Here is a 25,743-nt window from a genome sequence, read left to right as displayed (position 1 = left end):
ATACCAGGAAGGTACCCCGTGTCCTTTAACCACTACTACCAAAGCGAACTCACCGCACTGCGCCAGTTAGGCCGCCGTTTCGCCGAACGTAGTCCAGCGTTGGCGCCTTTCCTCGGCCAGGCCGGGCGGGATCCGGACGTGGAGCGGTTGCTGGAAGGTTTTGCGTTCCTGACCGGTCGCCTGCGTCAGAAACTCGACGACGAACTCCCTGAGCTCAGCCATTCGCTGATGCAGCTGCTGTGGCCCAACTACATGCGGCCGCTGCCGGCGTTCAGCATTTTGCAGTTCGACCCGCTCAAGCGTTCCGGCCCGGCGTTGAAGGTTGATCGCGATACACCAATTGAAAGCGTTCCGATTGAAGACGTGCGTTGCCGTTTCCGCACGTGCTACCCAACCGAAGTCCAGGCGCTGGATCTGGCCGCGCTGACGTACTCGGTGAAGGGCGACGGTTCGCTGTTGAGCCTGCGTCTGGAGATGAGCGCCGACGGTCACCTCGGTGAGCTGGAATTGAGTCGTCTGCGCCTGCACTTCGCCGGCGAGCGTTACATCAGCCAGATGCTGTACCTGAGCCTGTTGCGCAATCTGGAAGGCATCGAATTGATTCCGCTGGATAGCGCCGGCAAGCCGATCAATGGCGTCAACGGCACGCCGATGGCATTCAAGATGCCCGGCGACCGCGTGCAACCGGTGGGTTTTGCCGAAGAAGAAGCGTTGATCCCGTATCCGCTGAACACCTTCCGTGGCTACCGTTACCTGCAAGAATATTTCGCCTTCCAGGACAAGTTCCTGTTCGTCGACGTCAACGGTCTGGACATTCTCAAGGCGCTGCCGGAAGACACCCTCAAGCAGATGCGCGGCCTGGAGTTGCGCTTCGATATTCGCAAGAGCGGCATCCTGCGCATGCGTCCGACCCTGGACAACGTGAAGCTGTATTGCACGCCCATCGTCAACCTGTTCAAGCACGATGCGTTGCCGATTCGCCTCGACGGCAAGCAGGACGAATACCTGTTGCTACCCGCCGAGTACGACCTGGAAAACTGCGGTGTGTTTTCCGTGGAAAGCGTCACCGGTTGGAAGCCCGGCGGCCTCGGTTATCAGGAATACGTGCCGTTCGAATCCTTCGAGCACGACCCGAGTTTCGACGTGCCCACCAGCCGTCCGCACTACAGCATTCGTCAGCGTTCATCGCTGTTGCACGACGGCCTCGACACCTACCTGAGCTTCGGCATCCGCCACACCGAAGCCCATGAAACCCTGTCGATCGAGCTGACGTGTACCAACCAGAACCTGCCGAAAAAACTCAAGCTCGGCGACATTTGCATGGCCTGCGAAGAAACGCCCGAATTCCTCAGTTTCCGCAACATCACCCCGGCTACCCCGAGTTATGCGCCGCCGCTGAATCGCGACTTCCTGTGGAAGCTGATCAGCAACATGTCGCTTAACTACCTGTCGCTGGCCGACGTCAATGCGTTGAAGGTGATTCTCGAAACCTACGACCTGCCGCGTTACTACGACCAGCACGCGGAGAAGGTCAGCAAGCGCCTGCTCGGCGGCCTCAAATCGATCAAACACCAACACGTCGACCGCCTGCATCGCGGCTTGCCGGTGCGCGGGTTGCGCACCGAGCTGACCATCGACCCGGAAGGCTACATCGGCGAAGGCGACCTGTTCGTGTTCGCTTCGGTTCTTAACGAGTTTTTCGCGCTTTACGCCAGTCTCAATTCGTACCACGAGCTGCGGGTAAAAAGCACACAGGGAGAGGTGTACCAATGGACACCACGTATGGGCCTTCAGCCGCTGCTTTAAGCGGTCTGACCCGAGGAATACGCGAGTACTCGCTGTTTCAGGCCGTGCTGCTGGTGGTTGACCGGCTGCGCGAGGCCCACCCGCACCTGAGTCAGGACGATCTGTACGACCAGCTGGAATTCCAGGCCAACCCGAGCCTGGGTTTCCCTGGCAGCGATGTCGATCGCGTGGAGTTTTTCCACGAGCACGGGCAGATGCGTGCGCGCCTGCGTTTCAACCTGATTGGCTTGGTCGGTTCCGGTTCGCCGCTGCCGGCGTTTTACGGCGAACAGGCCCTGGGCGACAGTGAAGACGGCAACCCGACCCGTAATTTTCTCGACCTGTTCCACCATCGCTTGCAACGGCTGATGCTGCCGATCTGGCGCAAATACCGCTACCGCGCCAGCTTCGAGAGCGGTGCGCTCGACCCGTTCTCTTCGCAATTGTTTGCGTTGATTGGCCTCGGTGGCGAGGAGATCCGCAAGGCCGGCGAACTTAACTGGAAACGCCTGTTGCCGTACCTCGGCTTGCTCAGCTTGCGCGCGCACTCGGCAGCCCTGATCGAAGCCGTGCTGCGTTACTACTTCAAGCACGCCGAGCTGACCATCGAGCAATGCATCGAGCGCCGCGTGGAGATTCTCGACGAGCAGCGCAATCGTTTGGGCCGCGCCAACAGCCTGCTCGGTGAGGACCTTGTGCTGGGCGAACACGTACGCGACCGCAGCGGCAAATTCCGCATTCACATCCGCGAACTCGACTGGCAACGCTTTCACGAATTCCTGCCCATCGGTTTCGGCTACCAGCCGTTGTGCGCGCTGGTGCGCTTCACCCTGCGTGACCCGCTCGATTACGACATTCGCCTGGTGTTGCGCCACGAAGAAATCCCGGAACTGCGCATCGGTGAGCAGAACACCTGTCGCTTGGGTTGGACCAGTTGGCTGGGCCGCGAAAAAGCGGACGGCGTGGTCACCCTGGGCAGCAAAATTCATTAAGGACAGATGACCAATGATCAACGTAGACCTGCAACAACTTATCCAGGCGCTGGACGCCGAAACCCGTCGTGACCTGGAAAGTTCTGCCGAACGCTGCGTCGCCCGGGGCGGCAGCAAGATCCTCGTCGAAGACTTGCTGCTGGGCCTGCTGGAGCGTCCGCAAGGCCTGCTCGCACGCGCGCTGCAAGACGCCGAAGTGGATGCCGGTGAACTGAGCGCGGCATTGCAATCGCGGGTCGAGCACAGCGCCTCGCGCAACCCGGTGTTTGCCCCGGAGCTGGTGCAATGGCTGCAGGATGCCTTGCTGGTGGCCAACCTCGAACTGGGCCAGACCCAGGTCGAACAGGCCGCGCTGATCCTCGCCCTGCTGCGCAACCCGATGCGCTACGCCGGTAGCCGCTACCAGGCGTTGCTGGCTAAGTTGAACATCGATCGCCTGAAAGAATTCGCCCTGTCGCAGAAAGAACAACCAGCCACCGGCAAACCCGCCGTGCCGGGCGAATCGCTGCTGCAGCGCTTCACCCATAACCTGACCCAACAGGCCCGCGACGGCAAACTCGACCCGGTGCTGTGTCGAGATGGCGCGATCCGCCAGATGGTCGACATCCTCGCTCGTCGCCGCAAGAACAACCCGATCGTGGTCGGTGAAGCCGGCGTCGGTAAAACCGCCATCGTCGAAGGCCTGGCCTCGCGCATCGCCGCCGGTGAAGTGCCGCAAGTCCTGAAAGGTGTAGAGCTGCTGTCGCTGGACATGGGCCTGTTGCAGGCCGGTGCCAGCGTCAAAGGTGAATTCGAACGTCGCCTCAAAGGCGTGATCGACGAAGTCAAAGCCTCGCCGAAACCGATCATCCTGTTCATCGACGAAGCCCACACGCTGATCGGCGCGGGCGGCAATGCCGGCGGTTCCGACGCCGCCAACCTGCTGAAACCGGCGCTGGCCCGTGGTGAGTTGCGCACCATCGCCGCCACGACGTGGGCCGAGTACAAAAAATACTTCGAGAAAGACCCGGCGCTGGCCCGTCGTTTCCAACCGGTGCAACTGCACGAGCCGACCGTCAGCGAAGCGGTGACCATCCTTCGTGGCCTGGCTCAGGTGTACGAAAAGAGCCACGGCATCTACCTGCGCGATGACGCCGTCGTCTCCGCTGCTGAACTGTCCGCCCGTTACCTTGCCGGTCGCCAACTGCCGGACAAAGCTGTCGACGTACTCGACACCGCGTGCGCCCGCGTGCGCATCAGCCTCGCCGCCGCTCCGGAAAGCCTTGAACGCCTGCGAGGCGAACTGGCTGAAGGCGGCCGTCAGCGTCAAGCCCTGCGCCGCGATGCCGAAGCCGGTTTGCTGATCGATCACGAAGCGCTGGACGCACTGGAAGCGCGGCTGGAAGACGCCGAAGACGAGAGGGCCGCTCTGGAAATCCTGTGGACCGAACAGAAAGAGCTCGCTGAACGCCTGTTGGACCTGCGTCAACAACTGGCCAAGGCGCGTGAAGCCGCTGCCGTCGAACCGACCGTCACGGTTGAAGAAGACGCTGAAGGCACTGTGATCGAAACCCTCCCTGTTGACGAAGCGCAAAGCGTCGCATCGCTGGAAGCCGCGCTGAACGACACTCACAAAGCTCTGACCGAACTGCAAGTCAAAGAGCGTCTGGTGAGCTTCGAAGTCTGCCCGCGTCTGGTCGCCGAAGTCATCAGCGCCTGGACCGGCGTGCCCTTGGCGCAACTGGCCCGCGAGCACAACGCCAAGGTCGCCAGCTTCGCAACTGACCTGCGCACGCGCATCCGTGGTCAGGAGCAAGCTGTTCACGCCCTGGACCGCTCGATGCGCGCCACCGCTGCCGGCCTGAACAAACCGGGTGCGCCAGTGGGGGTGTTCCTGCTGGTCGGTCCGAGCGGCGTCGGCAAAACCGAAACCGCCCTGGCCCTGGCGGATTTGCTCTACGGCGGTGATCGTTTCATCACCACCATCAACATGTCCGAGTTCCAGGAAAAACACACCGTGTCGCGCTTGATCGGTGCGCCGCCGGGCTACGTCGGTTACGGCGAGGGCGGCATGCTCACCGAAGCCGTGCGCCAGAAGCCGTACTCCGTTGTGCTGCTCGATGAAGTGGAAAAGGCTGACCCGGACGTGCTCAACCTGTTCTACCAAATCTTCGACAAAGGCGTGGCGAACGACGGCGAAGGACGCGAGATCGACTTTCGCAACACGTTGATCCTGATGACCTCGAACCTCGGCAGCGACCGCATCAGCGAACTCTGTGAAAACGGCGCGCGACCGACCGCCGAAGCGCTTGAAGAAACCATCCGCCCGGTCCTCAGCAAACACTTCAAACCGGCGCTGTTGGCGCGCATGCGCGTGGTGCCTTACTACCCGGTCGGCGGCCCTGTGTTGCGCGAGTTGATCGAAATCAAACTTAGTCGTTTGGGCGAGCGGCTGAACCGTCGTCAGCTGGATTTCACTTACTGCCAGAACCTCGTCGATCACCTCGCCGAACGCTGCACCCAAAGCGACAGCGGCGCACGCCTGATCGACCATTTGCTCGACCTGCACGTGCTGCCGCTGGTGGCCGACCGCTTGCTCGACGCGATGGCCACCGGTGAAAGCCTCAAGCGTGTGCATGCCACGCTCGACGGTGACGCCAGCGTGACCTGCGAGTTCGCCTGAGGTGGGTGTGATGTTCACTCAAGTGCCGCAACCGCTGGTCTATGCCGAAGCCTTGCTGGCGCAGTTCGCCAGCCTGTCGCGCGCGGCGGACGGGGCTACGTTGCTGGGTGACTTCGTACGCGGTCTGGCCGAGCTCAGCGGTTGCGAACTGACGCAGCTGTACTTGCTGGACGCGACCCACACCTGCCTGGGAATGAACGCCGAGTGCCTGAACGGCATCCTGCAACCCCGGGAAGCGGCGAGCCTGCCAGCGGATTACAACGGTGAACAATTGCTGCAATTTGCCCTGTGCCAGAACCGCGTGGTCAGCCTCAGCGAACTGAGCGGCAGCCTGCACGAAACCAGCTTCCTGCCGCCCCAGGTCACGCCGTGGCAGTCATTGTTGTGTGTGCCTTTGGTCAATCAGCAGAAGTCGGTTGAAGGCTTGCTGCTGTGCGCCAGTCGCCGGCACATCGACCTGCAAGGCTTCGCCGACTCCCTCGGTCAGCTGGGCTCGTTCGTGCTCGGCCAACTGCACCTGCTGCAACGCTTGCGTCAGCCGACTGGCGTAACACGGCCAGCGCCGGTCAGCGTGCCGAGCGCCAGTGGTTACGGTCTGATCGGCAAGAGCAAGGCCATGCGCGAGACCTACTCGCTGATCAGCAAAGTCCTGCACAGCCCGTACACCGTACTGTTGCGCGGTGAGACCGGCACCGGCAAGGAAGTGGTCGCGCGGGCGATTCACGATTGCGGGCCGCGCCGCTCCCAGGCGTTCATCGTGCAGAACTGCGCCGCGTTCCCTGAGAACCTGCTGGAAAGCGAGCTGTTTGGCTACCGCAAAGGTGCGTTCACCGGCGCAGATCGCGACCGCGCCGGGCTGTTCGATGCGGCCAATGGCGGCACCTTGCTGCTCGATGAAATCGGCGACATGCCGTTGTCGCTGCAAGCCAAGTTGCTGCGCGTATTGCAGGAAGGCGAGATCCGACCGCTCGGTTCCAACGACACCCACAAGATCGACGTGCGCATCATCGCCGCGACGCACCGGGATTTGTCGGTGCTGGTCAGCGAAGGCAAGTTCCGCGAGGACTTGTACTACCGCCTCGCGCAATTCCCGATCGAGTTGCCGGCCCTGCGTCAGCGTGAAGGCGACATCCTCGACCTGGCGCGACACTTTGCTGAAAAGGCCTGCTCGTTTTTGCAACGCGATGCGGTGCGTTGGTCCGATGCGGCGCTGGATCACCTGTCCGGTTATGCCTTCCCCGGCAACGTGCGCGAACTCAAAGGCCTGGTCGAACGCGCCGTTCTGTTGTGCGAGGGCGGTGAGTTGCTGGCCGAACATTTCTCCCTGCGCATGGAAGCCATGCCCGAAGACAACAGCCTGAACCTGCGCGAACGTCTGGAGCAGGTCGAACGCAGCCTGCTGCTCGATTGCCTGCGCAAAAACGACGGCAACCAGACCCTCGCCGCCCGCGAACTCGGCCTGCCTCGGCGCACGCTGCTATACCGCCTCGGGCGCCTGAATATCAATTTGGGTGACTTCGATGGTTAACCCAATGTTGAGCCACGCACGACCTGTGGCGAGGGAGCTTGCTCCCGCTCGGCTGCGCAGCAGTCGTAATCCAGCCGACACGGTCTGCCTGAATAAACGGGACAGTCGGTTTTGGGGCTGCTTCGCAGCCCAGCGGGAGCAAGCTCCCTCGCCACAAAGGAAGTGCTCAATGTCCCGGACTAGAGCGCTCGGCTTCACCTCATTCGCTTCTTACAGCGCCGCCCAATCGGGTCGGCGCTTTATGCTTTGTCTATCCCTGGAGACCCTCTGATGCCTGTTCGTCACTGGCAAGCCGTCCTGCTGACCCTCGTCGTTCTATGCGGCCTCGGCGGCTGTAGCGGCAATTACAAATACAACGACAACACCTATCGCCCATTGGGTGATCCGCAGGCGGTCAATCGCGGCAAGTGACCGCAAGGAGTATCACCATGGAACTGGTTTTCGAAATGCTCAACACCAAGCAATTCGTGCCCACGGACTTGTGCCAAAGGACCTTTAAACAGGCCGGTGGCGTCATCGGTCGGGGCGAGGATTGCGACTGGATCATTCCGGACCGCAAGCGGCATCTTTCCAACCACCACGCGTTGATCAGCTACCGCGAAGGCACGTTTTTCCTGACCGATACCAGCAGCAACGGTATCCAGAACAGCGAAAGCGGCGCGCGCTTGCGCAAGGGCGAAGCGATGCGGATCGAGCACGGCAGCGTCTATGTGCTGGGTGATTTCGAGATCCGCGCCCGGCTGGTGCGTGACCCGGCGACCTTCGATGTGGAAGTCGGCCGTCCGCAAGCGGCAGGCAGCATCATTCCGGATGACGCGTTCCTCGACCTCGACCCGCTCAATGCGCTGGATCAGCAAGAACGTGTGTATTCGGAAATCGAGCAATTGATCTCCCCGAGCACCACGATCGAGGACACCCGCCAGCGCGCCGACTACGCGCGCATCGACATGGAAAGCCTGATGGTCCCGGAGCTGATCAACGCCCCGGCCGAACCCGCGCCGGCCCCGCCGCCGAAAGCGGTCGAGCGTCAGAGCGAAGGCTTCTGGGAGCATTTCGGTGCCGCGCTGGGCGTGGACCTCAAGGGCCTCGACCATGACGCCCGCGAAGCCCTGGCGCTGAACGCGGCACGTCTGCTCAAGCAAAGCGTCGGCGGTTTGCAGCAGAGCCTGCGCACCCGCAGCGAACTGAAAAACGAACTGCGGCTGGCCCAGACCACCGTGCAAGGCTCGCAAAAGAACCCGCTGAAATTCGCCGTCGATGCCGGTGAAGCACTGGGGATTTTGTTGCAGCCGAACAAGCCGGGCCAGTTGCCGGCCGAGCAAGCGATCTCCCGCGCGTTCCGCGATTTGCAGGCCCATCAAGTGGCCTTGCTGACCGCCAGCCGCGCTGCCGTTCGTGGCACGTTGGAGCACTTCTCGCCGCAGCAATTGACCCTGCGTTTCGAGCGCGACAACAAGCCGTTGCTCGCCACCTCTGGCAGTCGCTGGAGAGCCTACGGTCGTTATCACCAGGCCCTGCGTCAGGACGATGACTGGAGCGAACGCCTGCTGGCCCGTGACTTCGCTCAGGCCTACGAAGAGCAGATCCGCCTGATTTCCACCCTACACACCGACCACCAAGGATGATGCGCATGTCTCGCTGCTCGACCGCTTTTTTCAAGACGCTGACGGCGCTCATGGCCCTGGTACTGTTGGCCGGCTGCTCGTCGCTGTCGCCGTATTCGACAGTCACCAAGCTCAACCTGAAGCTGACCGCCAGCGATCAGCTGAACCCGGACCTCAACGGGCGTCCGTCGCCGATTGTCGTGCGCCTGTTCGAGCTCAAGCACCCGGTGACCTTCGAAAATGCCGACTTCTTCAGCCTGTATGAACGCGCCAAGGAATCCCTGGCCCCAGACCTGGTGGCCAGCGAAGAACTCGAACTGCGCCCGGGCGAAACCATTGAGCTGAAACTCAGCGTGGAGGAGGGCAGCCGCTACGTTGGCGTGCTCGCCGCCTACCGCGACCTGCCGGAAACCAAATGGCGCTACACCGTGCAAGTCACCCCGGTGGAAGTCACCGACGCTGACCTGACGCTCGATCAGGCCGGCATTCGCAACAGCAACGAAACGCTCGCCAAGGCGGATGACTGATCATGAATAACCATAAAGTCATTTGGCAGGAAGGCATGCTGCTGCGTCCGCAGCACTTCCAGCACAACGATCGTTACTACGATCACCAGATGAAGACCCCCAGTTGCTGGGCAGTTACACCTGGGGCTTCCTCAATCTGGACATCGATTTGCAGTTCCTCAACATGGGCAAACTGGTGATCAGCCAGGCCTCGGGGATTCTGCCGGACGGCAGCCTGTTCGAACTCGGTGGCAACACCGAACCGCTGGCGCTGGACGTACCGCCGAACACCGGCAACACGCCGATCTACCTGGCGTTGCCGCTGGTCACCGGTAACCACATCGAAGCCCGCCGTCCGGAGCAATCCGACGTGCTGGCGCGCTACACCGCGTACGAAGCCGAAGTCGCCGACTCCAACGCCGGCGACGATTCCGCCAGCCAGGTGCGCTGCGGTCGCCCGGACTTCAAGCTGTTGCTCGGCGAGCAGCAGAGCGATCAGGCTTACGTGAAGCTGAAGATCTGTGACGTACTCGACACAACGCCCGATGGCGTGATCAGCCTCGATCCGGATTTCGTGCCCACCTACATTCAGGCGCATTCCTCCAGCTACCTGCTGTCGTGCCTCAAAGAAGTGATCAGCATGCTCGGTCACCGTGGCGACACCATCGCTGACCGCATCCGTTCCAACGGCAAGGTCGGCGGTGCGGAAGTCGGCGACTTCATGATGCTGCAACTGATCAACCGCACCGAACTGCTGCTACGTCACTACCTCGGTCTGGAACAAGTGCACCCGGAAGAGTTGTACCGCACGCTGCTGACCATGCTCGGTGATCTGGCGACCTTCTCCAGCGACAGCAAACGCCCGCGCCTGGACAGCCGTTACCAGCACAGCGATCAGGGCGCAAGCTTCCGCAAGTTGATGGAAGCGATCCGTCAGGTGCTGTCGATGGTGCTGGAACAGCACGCCATCGAACTGATCCTGCAGGAGCGTCAGTACGGGATCATCGTCTCGCCGTTGCACGACCACAAACTGCTGGGCTCGGCGTCGTTCGTGCTGGCGGCCAGTGCCAACTGCGACTCCGAAGAGCTGCGCCACCGCTTGCCGGCGCACCTCAAGGTCGGCCCGGTGGAACGCATCCGCCAACTGGTCAACCTGCACCTGCCGGGTATCAAGGTCAAACCGTTGCCGGTGGCCCCGCGGCAGATCGCGTTCCACTCCAACAAAACCTATTTCATCCTCGAACTCAGTTCGGGAGACCTGGCAGATCTGGAGCGCTCCGGCGGCTTCGCGTTCCACGTTTCCGGTGAATTTGCAGAGCTCGAACTGAAATTCTGGGCCATCAGGAACTGACTGAAATGATTAAGGACATGGAACACCATCAGGACGATAAAACCGTCTTGCTCGACCGTCAGGGCCACGGCCCGGCGCAAAGTCCGCTGACCGATTTCGCAGCACCGCCGCGTTTCGAACAGCTTGAAGAGCGCATGATCTACGCCGCGCGTTTGCGCCCGGCGGAAGCGTTCAACATCAGCCTCAATTCGCTGGTGGCCGCCGCCTCCGAGCTGTTGTCGGAAGTGGTGCGACTCAAGCACAGCGACACCCGCGAAGACATGTATGCGCTCAACGAGCGACTGACCGCCGGGCTCAAGTTGTTTGAGGTGCGCGCACTGCACAACGGCGCCGAAAGCAGCCAGGTGATGGCCGCGCGTTACGTGCTGTGCACCGTGGTCGACGAAGCCGTCGTGACCACGCCGTGGGGCAACGAAAGCGAGTGGTCGCAGATGAGCCTGCTCAGCAGCTTCCACAACGAAACCTTCGGTGGCGAGAAGTTCTTCCAGCTGCTGGATCGCCTGTCGAAAAACCCGGTCAAGCACCTGCCGATGCTGGAGCTGATGTACCTGTGCCTGTCCCTCGGTTTCGAGGGCAAGTACCGCGTACAAGCACGCGGCATGCTCGAACTCGAAGGCATCCGCGATGCTTTGTACCGGCAGATCCGCCAACTGCGTGGCGATGTGCCGCGCGAGCTGTCGCCGCATTGGGAAGGCCTGAACGATCAGCGCCGCAGCCTGGTGCGCATCGTGCCGGCGTGGATGGTGGTGTTGTTCACCTTCGTCTGCCTGGTGGTGATGTATTCGGGTTTCGCCTGGGTACTCGGCGAGCAGCGCGACACCGTTCTGCAACCTTTCCAGACGCTGGAACCGGCCGCGGTCCAGCCGCAGTCGCAGCCGTAAACAGGGACGTGCAATGAAAAAGTTTTTCAAGAAAGTCGGCGCATTCTTGCGCATGACCTGGGTATGGACCTTGCTGGTGGTGCTGTTTGTCGCGCTGCTGGTGTGGTTCGTCGGGCCGCTGCTAGCGGTGGATGACTACAAGTTCTGGGAAGGTTCGACCTCGCGCTTGCTGACCATCAGTGTGCTGTTCCTGATCTGGGGCCTGACCATGGTCTTCGTCAGCTGGCGCGCCGGTGTGCGTAAAAAAGCTGTTGAAGACACCGAAGATGGCCAGGATCGCATTCGCCGCGAAGAGCTGATCGACGAAGAAGAGAAAGAGTTGAAGGTGCGTTTCAAGGACGCCCTCAAAACCCTCAAGACGTCGAGCCTGTATCGCGGTCGCAGCGAGCGCTGGCGCAGTGATTTGCCGTGGTACTTGCTGATCGGCCCACAAGGCAGCGGCAAGACCAGCCTGCTGGACTTCTCGGGCCTTGAGTTTCCGATCAACAAGATCGACCGCAAACTCACCCGCGACACCCAAGGCACCCGTCATTGCGACTGGTATTTCGCAGACCACGGTGTGCTGATCGACACCGCTGGCCGCTACCTGACCCAGTCGGATGGCGAAGTCGATGGCAGCGCCTGGAGTACTTTGCTCGACCTGCTGCGCAAGCGTCGCCGCAACCGTCCATTGAACGGTGTGCTGGTGACCATTCCGGTGGAAACCCTGCTGTGCCCCGACGAGAAAGACCTCGAGACCCTGGCCCGCCAGGTGCGTGCGCGCTTGCAGGACGTGCATCAAAAACTCCACGTCGATGTGCCGGTTTACCTGGTACTGAGCAAGGCCGACAAGCTGCTCGGTTTCGACGAGTTCTTCGATCAACTGACCCGCGAAGAAAGCGATCAGGTGCTCGGCACCAGCTTCCGCAAAGAGCAGAGCGGCACCGACGTGACCGTGCTGCGCACCGAGTTCGAAGAACTGCTGCGTCGCCTGAACAGCCAAGTGATCATGCGCATGCACCAGGAGCGCGACACCCAGCGCCGTGGCCGCATCCTCGACTTCCCGCATCAACTGGGGCAGATCGGCGAGCGCCTGTGCCTGTTCGTCGACATGGCGTTCACCGGCAACCGCTACCAGCGTGTCAGTCAGTTGCGCGGTTTCTACCTGACCAGCGCACCGCACCTGACCCAGGAAATGGATCAGACCACCGCCGGCATCGGCGCCAATCTGGGCATGAATGCGGGCGTGCTGCCGACCTTGCGCAGCGGCCGCTCACGGTTCATTCACCACTTGCTCAGCCGAGTGATTTTCCCCGAGGCCGATCTGGCCGGTCTGGACAAGCGCGAACGCAGCCGCATTCATTGGGGCCAACGCGCCTTGTACGTCGGCGCGCTGGCGGCATTGGCGTTGTTTGGCATGTTGTGGGCGGGCGGTTTCTCCGCCAACTACGAGCGTCTGGAAAACCTGCGTAACCTCGCCACTCACTGGACGCAACAGCGCTCGGCCCTGACCGCGCGTGATGATTCGATGGCGGTGCTCAAGCCGCTCGACGAGGCTTACGCGGCGACTCAGGTGTTCCCGAAAAAAGGCGACGTGAGTTACCACGAGCGCGGCGGCCTGTACCAGGGCGAAGACGTCAATCCAGTTGTCAAGAACGCCTACGAACGTGAGCTCGAAGCGCAACTGCTGCCGAAGGTCGCGACGCTGCTGGAAGGGCAGATCCGCGCCAACATGCACGACCGCGAGCGCCTGCTCAACAGCCTGCGCGCGTACCTGATGCTGAACATGAAAGACCGTCGCGATGGCCCGTGGCTCAAGGATTGGGTCGCCACCGAATGGTCCCAGCGTTACGCCGGCAACACCGCCGTGCAGAACGGTTTGAACACCCACTTTGAGCGTTTGCTGCAGCAGCCATTTATCTACCCGTTGAACGATCAACTGGTGGCTCAGGCCCGTCAGGTCCTGCGCAGCGAATCGCTGGCCAACGTGGTTTACCGGATGCTGCGCGAGCAGGCCCGCAACCTGCCGGAGTACCGTTTGAGCCAACACATGGGGCCGCAGGCTTCGCTGTTTGTCGGCACCGATTACGTGATCCCGGGCTTCTACACCCAGCAGGGTTATCAGCAGTATTTCTCGGTTCAGGGCAGTGCGCTGGTCACCGATATCCTGCGTGACAACTGGGTGCTGGGCGAAGGCTCGGGTATCAGCGGCATGGACTTGCGTCGCCTGATGGTCGAACTGGAGCAACTGTACTTCCGCGACTACGCCAACTTCTGGAGCGAAGCGGTCGGCCAGGTGGCGTTGCCGCCGATCAGCGACGCAGGCGAAGGCGCCGAGCAACTGGCGGGCCTGACCTCGGCCAACTCGCCCGTGCTGCAACTGCTGGTGGAAGTGCGTGAGAACACCCGGTTCCCGGCAGAAGCCGAACCGGTTGATCAGGCGGCTGATGTCGCTGGAGCACTGGCCGATCAGAAGGGCAAATTGGGCAAGCTGGGTAAACTGGCGTCTGCTGCGGCAGACAAGGCCTCGGACATGGCAGCGATCAAGAATCTGCCCGACACCGCAAAGAAATCCCTGCAACGTCGCTTCGAACCGCTGCACCGTTTGCTGGATGACAACAACGGCCCGGCCGCTGATTTGACCCCGGCGCTGGCGGCGCTCAACGACCTGCAAATGCAGTTGGCGAGCCTGGCCCGTGCCAGTTCCCCGGAGCAGGCTGCGTTTGAAATGGCCAAGACCCGCATGAGCGGCCAGCGTGATGCGCTGAGCGCCCTGCGCAATGCTTCGAATCGTCTGCCGCGGCCGGTCAGCGTGTGGTTCAACGTGCTGGCCGAAGACACCTGGCGTCTGGTGCTCAACGATTCCTATCAGTACCTGAACCAGCGTTATCAGAGCGAGCTGTACAGCTTCTATGGCAAGGCGATCAACAAGCGTTATCCGTTTAGCGCCCACAGCACCAGCGACGTGGCGATCAGCGACTTCCGCGAGTTCTTCAAGGCCCAGGGCATCAACGATCGCTTCTTCGACACTTACATGCGTCCGTTCGTGAGCGGTGATCCGGGTAACTATCGTTTGCGCAGCATCGATGGTCACAGCTTGCCGATCTCCAAGGTCTACCTCGACCAGATGGCGGCGGCACAAGTGATTCGCCAGAGCTTCTTCTCGATCAACCCGGCCGAGCCGCAAGTGCAGTTCAAACTGGAGCCGTACACCCTCGATCCGGCCGTCAGCCGTTCCGAGTTCAAGTTTGGCGACAAGACCATCGAATACCGCCACGGCCCGATCGTGCCGGTGTCGTTCAAATGGCCGACCGACGCTGAAGACGGTCGCACCAGCCTGGTCCTCGACAAAATGGCCGGACGCCCGATCGGTATCGAAAAGAACACCGGCCCATGGTCGCTGTTCCGTCTGTTCGACTTGATGCAGACCGAGTACCTGAGCGGTCGCGATGTGCTGGTATTGAAGGCTGACGTTGGCGGCCTGCGCGCCAATTACCTGCTCAGCAGCCAGCGCACGCCGAACCCGTTCGACATGGGCGTGCTGCGCACCTTCCGTATGCCGGTGCAGCTCTGATGCTGGTTGCCAGTCCCTGGCGCAGCGCTGCGCGTACCGACGCCGGCAAGGTTCGGGCGCGCAACGAAGATGCCTTTCTCGACTGTCCACAACAGGGGCTGTGGGTGGTCGCGGACGGCATGGGCGGTCATCAGGGTGGCGACATCGCCAGCCAGTTGATCGTCGCCAGCCTGGCGGAACTGCCGGTGCAGGATGATTTCGACGAACGCCTCAAAGGCATTCGCCAGTGCCTGCACTGGTTGAATCGCCGCTTGGGTCAGGAGTTGACCGTCACTGCCGGGCGCCACGACAGCATCATGGGCAGCACCGTGGTGGCGCTGCTGGTGGACGGTAATCGCGCGGCCTGCATCTGGGCCGGCGACAGCCGTTGCTACCTGTGGCGCGGCCAGCGTTTGTATCAACTGTCCAAGGACCATTCGCTGCAACAGCAACTCATCGACGAGCAAAACATGAGCATCGAAGACGCCAAGGCTCATCCTGCCGCCCATGCCCTGACCCGAGCGGTCGGGGCGGCCGAGCAGTTGACCCTGGACGTGCTCGAACTCGAGGTTTATCCCGGCGATGCGTTTTTGTTGTGCAGCGATGGTTTGTACAACGGCTTGAGCAGCGATGCCTTGGGCAACGCCCTGAGCCTGACCGCGCCGCACGTTGCGCTGGAGCGTCTGTTCGACGGCGCTCTGCGTGGCTCGGCGCGGGACAACCTGACTGCCGTGGTGATCCGCCAATGACCCAACTCATGCCGCCGCTCGACGACCTGCTGGTGAGCGACGAAGAAGTCAGCAACCTGACTTATTTCGCGTTCGCCAAACCGCATAAAGCAGAGTCCGCGCTGGCGCCGACCAAGCCCAGCATCGGCGAAATGCCCGACGTGCTCGCAGGCCGTTACCGCATCGAGCGCCTGCTCGGTGCCGGCGGTATGGGCGCGGTTTACCGCGCACGGGATTTGCTGAGCGAACAGTTCGGCGATCCCGACCCTTACATCGCGCTGAAAATCCTCAGCGAAGAATTTGCCGAATCGCCGGACGCCAGCGCCTTGCTCTACAGCGAGTTCGCCCTGACCCGACGCCTGCGCCACGACAACGTGCTGCGTTTGCACAGCTTTGAAGTGGACACCGACTGCCAGCGCGCCTTCTTCACCATGGAACTCATGCGTGGACTGACCCTGGACAAACTACTCTGCGAGCGGCCCCTGGGCCTGCCGTGGAAAGAACTGCGCGACATCGCGCTGCCGCTGCTCGATGCGTTGGCCTATGCCCACTCGCGCGGCGTACTGCACGGCGACCTGAAACCGAGCAATGTGATGCTCAGCGAAGAAGGCGTGCGCCTGTTCGACTTCGGCCTCGGCCAGGCTGTGGAAGGCATTCTCCCCGGCCTGCCGCACCTGAGTCGCGACCGCTTCAACGCCTGGACCCCCGGCTACGCCGCCCCGGAACTGCTCGAAGGCCAACCGCTGACCGCCAGTGCCGATGTCTACGGCGTGGCCTGCGTGCTCTACGAACTGGCCGGCGGCAAACACCCGTTCCTCCGCTTGCCCTCGACCGAGGCCCGCGACGGCCAGCTCGAGCGCGAACTGCATCCGCCGCGAAACCTGCCCAAACACTGCTGGCCAGCCCTGCGAACGGCGCTGGCTTTCGATGCGGCCAAGCGCACCATCACCGCCGCCCAATTGCGTGACGCCCTGGGCGCCACTTCGTCTTTGCTGCAACGCCTGCGACATCGGGCGTAACGGATGACCACCGAACAGGGAGCAAGCAATGTTCAACCCGTCTAACGAAACGCATTTCAGCCTGACCGTTGAAGACTACGTCGGCGACCTGCAAGTGCTGTCGTTCACCGGCACCGAAGGCATCAGCCAGCCGTATCGCTTCGACCTCGAACTGGTCAGCGAAAACCCTGATCTGGACTTGGAGCAGCTGCTGCACAAACAGGCGTTCCTGGCGTTCGATGCTGCTTCTTCTACGGGAGAGGGCTCCGGCATCCACGGCCAGATCTACCGCGTCGCCCAAGGCGATGCCGGCAAACGCCTGACCCGCTACAAAATCTCCCTGGTGCCGCACCTGCAATACCTGCATCACCGCACCAACCAGCGCATCTACCAGCAGATGTCCGCGCCGAAAATCATCGCGCTGATCCTCGAAGAACACGGCATCAAGGGCAACGCCTACCGCTTCCAGCTCAGCCAACCGTGCCCGGACCGCGACTACTGCGTGCAGTACGACGAAACCGACCTGCACTTCGTCCAGCGCCTGTGCGAAGAGGAAGGCATTCACTACCACTTCCAGCACAGCGAGAAAGGGCATCTGCTGGTTTTCGGCGACGACCAGACCGTGTTCCCGAAACTCGGGCAGCCAACGGCATATGTGCAAGGCAGCGGCATGGTCGCCGACGAACCGGTAATCAAAGGCTTCAAACTGCGCCTGGAAACCCGCACCGGCCGCGTCACACGCCGCGACTACGACTTCGAAAAACCGCGCCTGCAACTCGAAGCGGCGTACAAACCCGACGGCGAAAGCACCGAACCGGATCTGGAAGACTACGACTACCCCGGCCGCTTCCTCGACCGCGCGCGCGGCAAATTCCTCAGCCAACGCGCCCTCGAACGCCACCGCGCTGACTACCTGCAAGCCGAAGGCCACGGCGACCAGACCCGGCTCATCAGCGGGCACTTCCTGGAAATGTCCGACCACCCGCGCACCGAGTGGAACGACCTCTGGCTGCTCACCGAAATCGTCCACGAAGGCAAACAACCGCAAGTCCTCGAAGAGTCCGTGACCAGCGACACCACCGACAACAAAGACGACTTCCACCAGGGCTACCGCAACCGCTTCCTCGCCACCCCGTGGAACGTCTTCTACCGCCCCGCGCTGGAACACCCGAAACCCCGCGTCCTCGGCAGCCAGACCGCCATGGTCACCGGCCCCAAAGGCGAAGAAATCCACTGCGACCAATACGGCCGCATCAAAGTGCAATTCCACTGGGACCGCGAAGGCCTGGCGGATGACAAAACCAGCTGCTGGATGCGCGTTTCATCGAGCTGGGCCGGCGACCGCTACGGCGCCATCGTCATCCCGCGCATCGGCATGGAAGTGCTCGTCACCTTCCTCGAAGGCGACCCCGACCAACCGCTGGTGACCGGTTGCCTGTACCACAAGGAAAACCAGGTTCCCTACGAGTTGCCGGCGAACAAAACCCGCACCGTGTTCAAAACCCTCAGCTCACCGGGGGGCGGTGGGTTCAATGAACTGCGGATTGAAGACAAGAAGGGTGCGGAGCAGATCTTCATCCATGCCCAGCGGGATTGGGATGAAAACATTGAGCATGATCAGAAGATTCGCGTCGGCAATGAGCGACATGACACGGTGGTGAAGAACACCTACACCGAGTTGAAAGCGGAAGAGCATCGCACCACCATCGCCGACCGCAAGACTGAAACGCGGCTGGATGATCACCTGACGATTGGGCAGAACCAGCATGTGAAGTTGGGGACTGCGCAGCTGACTAGCGTTGGGAAAGAGATTCATGTGAAGGCTGGGGCGAAGATTGTTATCGAGGCTGGCAGCGAACTCACCATTTTGGGGGGAGGGAGCTTTATCAAGCTGGATGCCGGCGGGGTGACGGTTGTTGGGCCGGTGGTGAAGATAAATGCGGGTGGTTCGGCGGGGAGCGGGACAGGGATCGGGATTAAACCGCCGGTGCTGCCGGGGGCTGCGGATAAGGATAAGGCGGGGAGTTTGATGGATCAGGCGTTGGGGAATGCGGTGCCTGAGAAGGTTAAACCGAAGGCTTTTTTTGTGTTTTCTGAGTGAACGACATGAATCGTGTTTTCAAAAAAAATGCAGATGTGGGTGCGCCAATTTTCACCGCCCCCCTGATGGGGCTTTCTGTAAGTGCTCACGTGCGATGCCAACTCATCACTCCAGCGGTAAAGTTGTCGATGTCGTGGTCCGCGGAAAAGGATCGGGTTGAGCCAAAGAGCTTTGCTATAAATTTGCAGGAAGCAAAAAAATGACTGATTCATCAAACCAAAATCCGGCAGCTCCGACAGTTTTACCAACGATGAAATTTCAATTTCCCATCAGAAAATCGGATGGGAAACAGTTTACGGATGCCGAGCAACTCTATAAGGCCATCGAAAACGAAAAGTCAGGCCACTATCTGCTGGGCAGTAATAAGTTCTGGCATGGTGGTATTCACATCAGTGACTTGAGCGCTCCGCAATGTGTGCTCCATGAGCCGGTACGCTGTATGGCGGATGGTGAGGTGGTGGCTTATCGGCTGAACAGAGACTACTTGGTGTCAATTTTCGGCGAGGGGGTGGATGCCAAGCCGCTGAAATACTCCAATTCATTCTGCTTGGTACGCCACGAATATAAGTCGCCGCCAAATCCGGAAGAAGGCGCGAACAAGGACAAGCAAAATGCTCTGACTTTCTACAGTCTTTACATGCATTTATTACCGTTTGAACGGTACCCGCTGTCGCCTGAAGAGCTACCTAATCAAAAAATAAAAATGATTGCTGGAGGCTTCACTGCACGTAGTGATGCGAAAGGTGAGCCCGGTTGCCATACGTATGGCGCAATTGCCGCCGGTACCGAGTTTGAGATTCTCGACAAAAAGGGAACTGACGAGGTTTATGCCAAGGGCAAAATACTCAAGGGGAGTGTAAATGGTCGCTCCGTAGGTCAAGAGGTTTGGTTCGCTTACAAAAAAAATGGAGAGGCCTACCCTCGCGCGTCAAGTGGCGGTGCCAGTTGGTCCGAGATTTTACCGCCACAACGAGCTAGGCCGAATTATTGGCAAGGTAAGGTGAAGGCTACGGTTGCGCCACGACCACTACCTCTTTTCAGCGCTCCAGCATCACCCGCTAATGGACAAAACGCAGGCACACCTCTTGGCTCTATGGCGTTGGTAGCCAGTAGTATTGTTGAGTTTGATAGTGAAAAGGTGGTCAATCTCAACATCGCCGGGAGTCTACGGCGTATGGCTGAATGCAAGCTCGTCAGCGGTGGATTGGGAGGGGCAGGAACGGTACCCCCAACGTTTTGGGCTTGTGTTGAAAATGAACCACCGGAGCCTACGATGCGTTGGGAAACGGTGACGCCCGCTGATTTGGCGTTTGACGACGTCACCCTAACGAGCACCGGTATCAAGGCGGGCGACCCCATCGGGTATATGGGGTTGATGGAGAACGCTACGGGTGAGAATGCTGAAATTACCCGTAAGCATCAGGTGCACATTGAGATTTTTACGGCGGATTCAAAGGTCGAAGACTTCCTGCAGAACCAAGCTGGACTAAAGCTTGGGAAGCAATTTTTACATTTACCTGCAGACGCTGTTCTGACAAAAAAAGCTCCTCAGACGGGAACTGTCCAGTTATTGAAGGAGCATATCGTCGAACTCAACAAGGCTCCAATATTCAAAGATCCTACAGAATGGTATGAGCTCAAGGTTGATGAGGATGGTCAGAGCAAATCAGGCCTTATAAAAAAGGCAGATGCTCAGATAATCACTCAGCACGACTGGGAAAAGCTCGGCTTTCGCATAGTGAAGGAGTCGAGTGCTGGTGCAGACGGTTTCCTTGATCCAGATGACATGCCTGATTTATTCAAAGCCTTGTACAAAGATCTGGATAGGCTTGGGAATCAGGATGGGAAGGTCACGCCGGAAGACTTTCCTGAGGCTTTGAAAAATGTCGAGATGAGAGACCATTGGTCAAAGTTGATCGCATATCACCCGACTGAGTGGAAGGATAAATCCGAAAAGCCAAAGTGGAGCCGTTTAGCGCAGATTCTGGAAGACTCACCTAAATCACTGAAACATGAGCAAGCGCGAATTGATAATTTCGTATTTTGGAGCAAACTTTCTGGTAGGGCGGAAGTTCCTGCTGATGGGATGGTCTGGCATTTTCATCCGATAGAGATCATCGGGAACTTTTCTTCGGTGTCGGCAGAGCTGATATCAAAAGATCAAATGAAAAGGATGTTTCCAACCTCTTCTGAAAGCAAGCGTGAAGAAGTAAGAGAACTATTTAATAAATATGCAGGGCGTTTTGAGATTAATACGCCTGTAAGGATCGCACAGTTTTTTGCACAAGTTAAGACTGAGGTAGGGGCGGCCCTGGTCGGTAAGTCAGAAAGCCTTTGGTATTCCGTTCCGGCCCTGAAAAGTTTGTTCAAGAGATATTTCGACACTTATCCTGCTGAAGCTGATCAACTAGGGTATAAACGAATTGAAATGGCTCAATATAATGCACTTAGCCCATCAGCCAAAAGTGCTTATACATTGAATGGGGGGAAGGCATATTCTCAATTACCTAAGCCGGACGAAATTGCTAAGCGTGTTTACTGCTGTTGTTCAGCCTCAGGAGGTTTTGTATTGACCTCTGGAGGTTGTGCTGAAGGATTGAGCTATAAGGGGAAAGGGTTCATTCAGCTTACATGGAAGGCAAACTACAAGGCAGTAGAGGATGTTTTAAAGGCCAAGTTGCCTGAAGAGGTAATTGATATTGTTGCCAACCCGGATCAGTTGCTTGATACAAAAATAGGTTTGTTGTCGGCGATGGGTTTTTGGGAATGGCAGCATCTTAATAATAAAGTCGCTCCAAACGTGGGCAGTACAGACGATATTACTAAGGTGGTGAATTTGAATACTGAGAGCTACGCAGAGCGTCGTACGCATTTTACAGAGATTTATCAGGTGTTCTCCCAATGAATCATAAATCTGGTTTCGCTAGGCTTTTTACAGTAGCTATCTTATTTTCTGCGGTTCCAGTTGCTTGGGCGGGAGGAAATAATGCAATGCCTGCCAGCTCTCAAGTTATTAAATCTTTAGATGTGAATCTGATAGAAGGCTTAAGGGATCAAAAAATTCTGATCCTAAAAGCTGAGCCAGGTGATCAAACACAACGGCTACTTGTAACTGCCAACGGTGCTCAGCCGTCGGTGATCGTGGAGGCGAATTTAGCGCTGCCAGTTATAAAAAATACCTATTCTCCCGCGAGCTACGATGGGTTTGATGTAGGTACATCTTCCGCGACGGACAACGTTATTAACGTTGTAGATGTACAAGGTGAAACTATTCCGGTGAAATATGCTTCCGCTAAGCCAGGAGAGTATCTGGTTTTAAAAACAACTGAAGATGGTAATACAAAGTACAACTTTAATTTGCAGTTTAAATATGATCTTGATACGAAAAAACTGGTTCTTAAGAATTTGCTTCTTGTGACAAATAACGAGTCCTGTGATCGGTCGCTGGTAGGCGTGTACGCTTTGCCACTGGATCGTTTTAACTCAAAGTCGCTTGATGAGTTTAATGGTACTAAGGCATTTGAGTATTTAAAAGCGCTGCACATAGAAAGTCAGTCGGATAAAAACAGTCGCGAGAAACTCATGCCGGTCGACGTCAGCACTAATTTTGATCTGGCCCTGGCAGCTTACAAAAAAGGAGATAAAGTTAAATTCAATGAGTATATGACCTACTTTGTCGCAGGCGGTAACGAAGATTCAGCATGTGCACCTGAGACTTATATTGTGGATAAATACTATTTTTCAAAAAATCCCGGGTGGTCGAATGATCTCGGGTTTTTATTCGAAGAGTCAGGTCATTATGGCGAGGCGACTGAATTGCTGAGTTATGTCGTTGCAAATAATCCAGATAGGGTGGTCGCTTATTTGAATTTGGCCGATAGTTATTGGGGGATTGGGAACAAGGAGCTGGCTGCGGAAAACTACAAAAAATATAACTCGCTTATGGTTCAGTCTGGAAAGAGCGCAAAAATTCCTAAGCGGGTAATGGAACGAAGCTGAAGGGTGGCAAGAGAGGGGGCAGATTTATTTATAACTCTAGAAGTGCTCTATAAATAAATCTGTCCCGTTCTTTGGTCCCGTTTTTTGCTCAGGGACCGTTACTGCGAGTTTGTGAACAGTGAGTTTCGGCTGCTGCTGATCAAAGACTCATAGTGCCTAATGAATGACTCAAGGATTGAACATAGTGAAACGCTTTTTTTTAGGAGTTGTTGGTGCGCTGGTATGCCAAGCCGTTCTGACAGTTCCAACCGCACTAGCCCAAGATGAATGCGGCGAAATTACTGCGAGTCAACAAATTGATAAGTGTTCGGATGTGGCCAAAATCGCTGCCGACTCACTCTTGAATACCAGTTATCACCAACTGATGGCGCGACTCGAAGCTCAGTACCTGGCCGACCCCGACGCGGGGGCGGCGTATACGGCGAAGGTCAAGGAAGCGCAGCGGGTGTGGATAAAATTGCGGGACGCGAATTGTCCGCTCGAGGCGTTTGAGATAAAGCCCGGTACTTCTGCTTACTTAACGACCGTGAATAATTGCATCGCAAGAATGAGCCACGAGCGCTCGGCTTTTTTGGACAAGATCGCACCCGATATTTTAAGTTGGGGGGCAATGAGAAGCGGGTCAGATAGCTCTTGCCCATCCAAAGACTTTGCTCAGTTTTTGCCAGCGTTTTCCGCCAATGCCGAGTCCCAGAAGCGTCTAACCGCATTGGCGGTGAAGATACTGGTGTTGAAGCGAACCGATGATCCTGGTCGATTTGAACCTCTCATCACTGCGGCGGTAGGCCCGAGCTTGGACTTTCCTTTGATGGCTGCAACAGGTGAGAGCAAGACGGAAGGGGTTGAGATCGAACGTGTAGACGACAATCACGTAAACGTTGTGGATAAACGGGCAGGCAACAGCAACATCAAGATTTTTAATTCTTCTAAAAAGCCATGCTGGGCGCTTGTGGGTATTGAGGATTGGTCGATCAGCGAGAAAGAGCTTGTCGCATCCAGTAAACCCGGAATGAGCCGCGCCGAGAGCTTCTGTTATCAACGTGCGGAAGGGTTGGGTGGGTTAGGGGCGCTTGAACAATACCGGCTGACTAAGGAGCTGCATGAAGCGGCCCTGGAAAACTATGTCTGTGCTGCAGAGTCGGGTGATCCACAGGCGAGTCTGTCGGCGGCAGGCTTGAGTCTTTCGCAGATGGCACCTCAGTTGGAAACGAGCAAGCTTGAAGCTCTGTTTAAAGCGGCTGCGACGACACTGCCGGGTGGGGCATTGGGTCTCTCTTTTTTTTACTGTAATGGCAACTCCACCGATTATGACGGCCCTTGCCAACACCCCGAGCAGGCAGAAAGGGAGATTATTCGTGCAGTTTCCATGGGGTCTACAGAGGCGATGAACACTCTGGGTTCCTATTTTGAGAGTGGCGACTTAGGAACAAAGGATATGTCCCGGGCGCTGGCCTGTTATCAATTGTCAGCTGATAAAGGTTATCCGCAGGGTATCAACAACGTAGGGCGCTTGGGATCGCAAGGTGCAGAATCGATCAAGGCAAGTCACTGCATCTGATGCTCCGAGTGCGGATGTGACTAATACATCTGAATCAAAGAAGGGGACATTAAATCCCCTTCATGGTTTCTACTTCACCTTCGCCCGATGCTCCGCCGGATTCGACGAATCAATATGATCCAGCGCTCGCTCAACCAACAACCGAACCCCATCCGACATTCTGCTGATCGCCAGTGCTACGGAGCGCAGCGTACCTTCGACATCATCGGCCAGGTTGGCGGCGATGGCGCTGATGGACAGCAGGTCTTCCGAGGCGTTGGCCAGGAGGGCTTCGGTGTCGATGTCGGGGGAGACGGTGAAGAGGTTGCCCTTGCGCGGCTTGGGCTTCTCGGGCAGTGGGGGAAAATGGTGGTTGAGGGCGCGTTCGGCGGCTTCGTGGAGTTTCTTCGAATCGAGGGATTCGTAGGGGGAGGTGTCTTCGTGTTCTGGTGGATTTGGTGTTGGCTTGATCATTGATGTATCTCCTGGAATTAAGAGACCGACACCGTTTCGCTTTGCACTTCGAAAGAGGTGGCAGCTGTGCGTTGGTGTGCAAGACCGATCCAGGAACCGGCAGACCCGAAGGTCTCCGACGCACAGCTGCCATAACGATCCGCGAGCATAGGAAAACGCTCGACGAATAGCCATAAGCAATTGCGCACCTGGATTCGGACTTGCACGTCCGTGTCACCGATTTTGCGGCGACCAACAAAGACTATCGGCCGAGCGCAACGCTGCCTAGTTCACGAACATCCCCACGTGTTGAAGGAAACTTCTGATAGCGTCGAGCGTAGAAAGATCAAATCTTCCACGCTTTTAAACACCGGCGTTTCGTCAATGACTTGGTAGTCATCAGCGTCAAAAAACGCGTCATCTTCTTCTAACGCAACGCGATGCTATCGTTATCGTCCGAAGCGGCTACACTGCGCCGGCCGTTCATTTTTCTCTTGAGGCTGTGCGCATGAAATTTCGTTTTCTTCTGTGGATGCTGGGTTTGTTGATGGGTAAGGCCAGTCGGACTAATCCTGCGTTTCAGCAGCAGTTGGGTGACAAGGAATTGGTGTTCCAGTTACAGACCCTGGACGGGAAAGTGGCGCGGCATTTCTTTGTGAAGGATCAGCGTATTACCAGTAAGTCGGGCCTGTATGCCGAGCCGGCGTTTGCGATTGCTTTTAAAGATGCGGCGTATGGCTTTGCCACGATGCAGGCGAAGAACAAGCAGTTGGCGTTTATGACGGGGATTCAGGACAAGTCGATTCAGATCAAAGGGAATCCGGCGTTGGTGATCTGGTTTCAGGGGTTGACCAAGTATTTGAAGCCGCGGAAGGCGAAGGCTAAGGCTTGAAGTCGAGCGGCTGACATTGTGGTGAGGGGGCTTGTCGGAACGCCGCACCGTCCCGTTGGGCTGCGAAGCGGCCCTAAAGCCTGAGACCTCGGTTGTGTCTGATACATCGCGTTGGCTGGGTTGCGACTGCTGCGCAGTCGAGCGGGAGCAAGCTCCCTCGCCACAGTGGGTGTGGTGATTCAGAGATATCGAGT

17 protein-coding genes and 1 pseudogene are annotated in these 25,743 nt (G+C 58.2%); 17 read left to right on the top strand and 1 reads right to left on the bottom strand.

All coding sequences use genetic code 11. The features are described from left to right. The first annotated feature begins 18 nt into the window (after positions 1-18). The 16 genes and pseudogenes from tssF to EAH78_RS02000 all read left to right on the top strand — a co-directional run bounded on the left by tssF (position 19) and on the right by EAH78_RS02000 (position 24,225). Positions 19-1,806 (top strand): type VI secretion system baseplate subunit TssF, encoded by a 1,788-nt coding sequence (tssF, locus tag EAH78_RS02080; RefSeq protein ID WP_140664867.1) that lies wholly within the window; start codon positions 19-21, stop codon positions 1,804-1,806. After that, positions 1,770-2,777 carry a type VI secretion system baseplate subunit TssG gene (tssG, locus tag EAH78_RS02075; RefSeq protein WP_140664864.1) on the top strand — a complete coding sequence of 336 codons (1,008 nt, stop codon included), beginning with the start codon at positions 1,770-1,772 and terminating at the stop codon, positions 2,775-2,777. The genes tssF and tssG overlap by 37 nt, the downstream gene beginning before the upstream one ends. A 13-nt stretch (positions 2,778-2,790) precedes the next feature. Beyond that, positions 2,791-5,439 (top strand): type VI secretion system ATPase TssH, encoded by a 2,649-nt coding sequence (gene tssH, locus EAH78_RS02070; protein ID WP_140664860.1) that lies wholly within the window; start codon positions 2,791-2,793, stop codon positions 5,437-5,439. A gap of 10 nt (positions 5,440-5,449) precedes the next feature. After that, positions 5,450-6,967, top strand: a complete 1,518-nt coding sequence (locus EAH78_RS02065) for a sigma-54 interaction domain-containing protein (RefSeq protein ID WP_140664857.1) — start codon at positions 5,450-5,452, stop codon at positions 6,965-6,967. A 270-nt stretch (positions 6,968-7,237) separates the two neighbouring features. Further along, entirely contained in the window at positions 7,238-7,378 is a 141-nt protein-coding gene (locus EAH78_RS02055) for a hypothetical protein (protein ID WP_007894589.1), read from the top strand. 17 nt (positions 7,379-7,395) lie between these two features. Next, positions 7,396-8,592, top strand: a complete 1,197-nt coding sequence (tagH, locus tag EAH78_RS02050; protein ID WP_140664851.1) for a type VI secretion system-associated FHA domain protein TagH — start codon at positions 7,396-7,398, stop codon at positions 8,590-8,592. Between the two features lie 5 nt (positions 8,593-8,597). Further along, entirely contained in the window at positions 8,598-9,098 is a 501-nt protein-coding gene (gene tssJ / locus EAH78_RS02045; RefSeq protein WP_140664847.1) for a type VI secretion system lipoprotein TssJ, read from the top strand. Between the two features lie 2 nt (positions 9,099-9,100). Further along, positions 9,101-10,428, top strand: a pseudogene (tssK, locus tag EAH78_RS02040) (type VI secretion system baseplate subunit TssK). Between the two features lie 5 nt (positions 10,429-10,433). Beyond that, on the top strand, positions 10,434-11,309 hold the full coding sequence (icmH, locus tag EAH78_RS02035) for a type IVB secretion system protein IcmH/DotU (protein ID WP_140664844.1): 876 nt from the start codon (positions 10,434-10,436) through the stop codon (positions 11,307-11,309). A gap of 13 nt (positions 11,310-11,322) precedes the next feature. Further along, positions 11,323-14,862 (top strand): type VI secretion system membrane subunit TssM, encoded by a 3,540-nt coding sequence (gene tssM, locus EAH78_RS02030; protein ID WP_140664841.1) that lies wholly within the window; start codon positions 11,323-11,325, stop codon positions 14,860-14,862. Further along, positions 14,862-15,590: a PP2C family protein-serine/threonine phosphatase gene (locus tag EAH78_RS02025; RefSeq protein ID WP_123433131.1), complete on the top strand. Its 729-nt coding sequence runs from the start codon at positions 14,862-14,864 to the stop codon at positions 15,588-15,590. The genes tssM and EAH78_RS02025 overlap by 1 nt, the downstream gene beginning before the upstream one ends. Continuing rightward, positions 15,587-16,588: a serine/threonine-protein kinase gene (locus tag EAH78_RS02020; RefSeq protein WP_170219092.1), complete on the top strand. Its 1,002-nt coding sequence runs from the start codon at positions 15,587-15,589 to the stop codon at positions 16,586-16,588. Before EAH78_RS02025 ends, EAH78_RS02020 begins: the two co-directional genes overlap by 4 nt. Before the next feature lie 28 nt (positions 16,589-16,616). Further along, positions 16,617-18,668: a type VI secretion system tip protein VgrG gene (locus EAH78_RS02015; protein ID WP_140664838.1), complete on the top strand. Its 2,052-nt coding sequence runs from the start codon at positions 16,617-16,619 to the stop codon at positions 18,666-18,668. A 199-nt stretch (positions 18,669-18,867) separates the two neighbouring features. After that, a complete protein-coding gene (locus tag EAH78_RS02010; protein ID WP_140664833.1) occupies positions 18,868-21,573 on the top strand; it encodes a glycoside hydrolase family 19 protein in 2,706 nt (901 codons plus the stop codon). Then, positions 21,570-22,667, top strand: a complete 1,098-nt coding sequence (locus EAH78_RS02005) for a tetratricopeptide repeat protein (RefSeq protein ID WP_140664830.1) — start codon at positions 21,570-21,572, stop codon at positions 22,665-22,667. Before EAH78_RS02010 ends, EAH78_RS02005 begins: the two co-directional genes overlap by 4 nt. Before the next feature lie 184 nt (positions 22,668-22,851). Then, entirely contained in the window at positions 22,852-24,225 is a 1,374-nt protein-coding gene (locus tag EAH78_RS02000; protein WP_430539919.1) for a lysozyme inhibitor LprI family protein, read from the top strand. Between the two features lie 69 nt (positions 24,226-24,294). Here the strand turns inward: EAH78_RS02000 and EAH78_RS01995 are convergent, their stop codons facing one another. Beyond that, complete coding sequence (locus EAH78_RS01995) at positions 24,295-24,678, bottom strand: DUF6124 family protein (protein ID WP_140664824.1); 384 nt, start codon at positions 24,676-24,678, stop codon at positions 24,295-24,297. A 487-nt stretch (positions 24,679-25,165) separates the two neighbouring features. Here EAH78_RS01995 and EAH78_RS01990 point away from each other — a divergent pair, with 487 nt between their 5' ends. Then, positions 25,166-25,549, top strand: a complete 384-nt coding sequence (locus tag EAH78_RS01990; RefSeq protein WP_140664819.1) for a helicase — start codon at positions 25,166-25,168, stop codon at positions 25,547-25,549. The last annotated feature ends 194 nt before the right edge of the window (positions 25,550-25,743 follow it).

The sequence above is a fragment of the Pseudomonas arsenicoxydans genome (assembly GCF_006438915.1).
Taxonomy (GTDB): domain Bacteria; phylum Pseudomonadota; class Gammaproteobacteria; order Pseudomonadales; family Pseudomonadaceae; genus Aquipseudomonas; species Aquipseudomonas arsenicoxydans_A.
Note: the sequence above shows the minus strand (reverse complement) of the source record. Positions and strands in the feature narration are given on the sequence as shown.

What these genes read in the sequence shown, in the direction of transcription:
- EAH78_RS02025 (WP_123433131.1), top strand. Translation starts at nt 14,862, where the DNA reads ATGCTGGTTGCCAGTCCCTGGCGCAGCGCTGCGCGTACCGACGCCGGC.
- EAH78_RS02010 (WP_140664833.1), top strand. Translation starts at nt 18,868, where the DNA reads ATGACTGATTCATCAAACCAAAATCCGGCAGCTCCGACAGTTTTACCA.
- tssG (WP_140664864.1), top strand. Translation starts at nt 1,770, where the DNA reads ATGGACACCACGTATGGGCCTTCAGCCGCTGCTTTAAGCGGTCTGACC.
- EAH78_RS01990 (WP_140664819.1), top strand. Translation starts at nt 25,166, where the DNA reads ATGAAATTTCGTTTTCTTCTGTGGATGCTGGGTTTGTTGATGGGTAAG.
- EAH78_RS02005 (WP_140664830.1), top strand. Translation starts at nt 21,570, where the DNA reads ATGAATCATAAATCTGGTTTCGCTAGGCTTTTTACAGTAGCTATCTTA.
- EAH78_RS02065 (WP_140664857.1), top strand. Translation starts at nt 5,450, where the DNA reads ATGTTCACTCAAGTGCCGCAACCGCTGGTCTATGCCGAAGCCTTGCTG.
- tssH (WP_140664860.1), top strand. Translation starts at nt 2,791, where the DNA reads ATGATCAACGTAGACCTGCAACAACTTATCCAGGCGCTGGACGCCGAA.
- tssM (WP_140664841.1), top strand. Translation starts at nt 11,323, where the DNA reads ATGAAAAAGTTTTTCAAGAAAGTCGGCGCATTCTTGCGCATGACCTGG.
- EAH78_RS01995 (WP_140664824.1), bottom strand. Translation starts at nt 24,678, where the DNA reads ATGATCAAGCCAACACCAAATCCACCAGAACACGAAGACACCTCCCCC.
- icmH (WP_140664844.1), top strand. Translation starts at nt 10,434, where the DNA reads ATGATTAAGGACATGGAACACCATCAGGACGATAAAACCGTCTTGCTC.
- EAH78_RS02020 (WP_170219092.1), top strand. Translation starts at nt 15,587, where the DNA reads ATGACCCAACTCATGCCGCCGCTCGACGACCTGCTGGTGAGCGACGAA.
- EAH78_RS02015 (WP_140664838.1), top strand. Translation starts at nt 16,617, where the DNA reads ATGTTCAACCCGTCTAACGAAACGCATTTCAGCCTGACCGTTGAAGAC.
- tssJ (WP_140664847.1), top strand. Translation starts at nt 8,598, where the DNA reads ATGTCTCGCTGCTCGACCGCTTTTTTCAAGACGCTGACGGCGCTCATG.
- tagH (WP_140664851.1), top strand. Translation starts at nt 7,396, where the DNA reads ATGGAACTGGTTTTCGAAATGCTCAACACCAAGCAATTCGTGCCCACG.
- EAH78_RS02055 (WP_007894589.1), top strand. Translation starts at nt 7,238, where the DNA reads ATGCCTGTTCGTCACTGGCAAGCCGTCCTGCTGACCCTCGTCGTTCTA.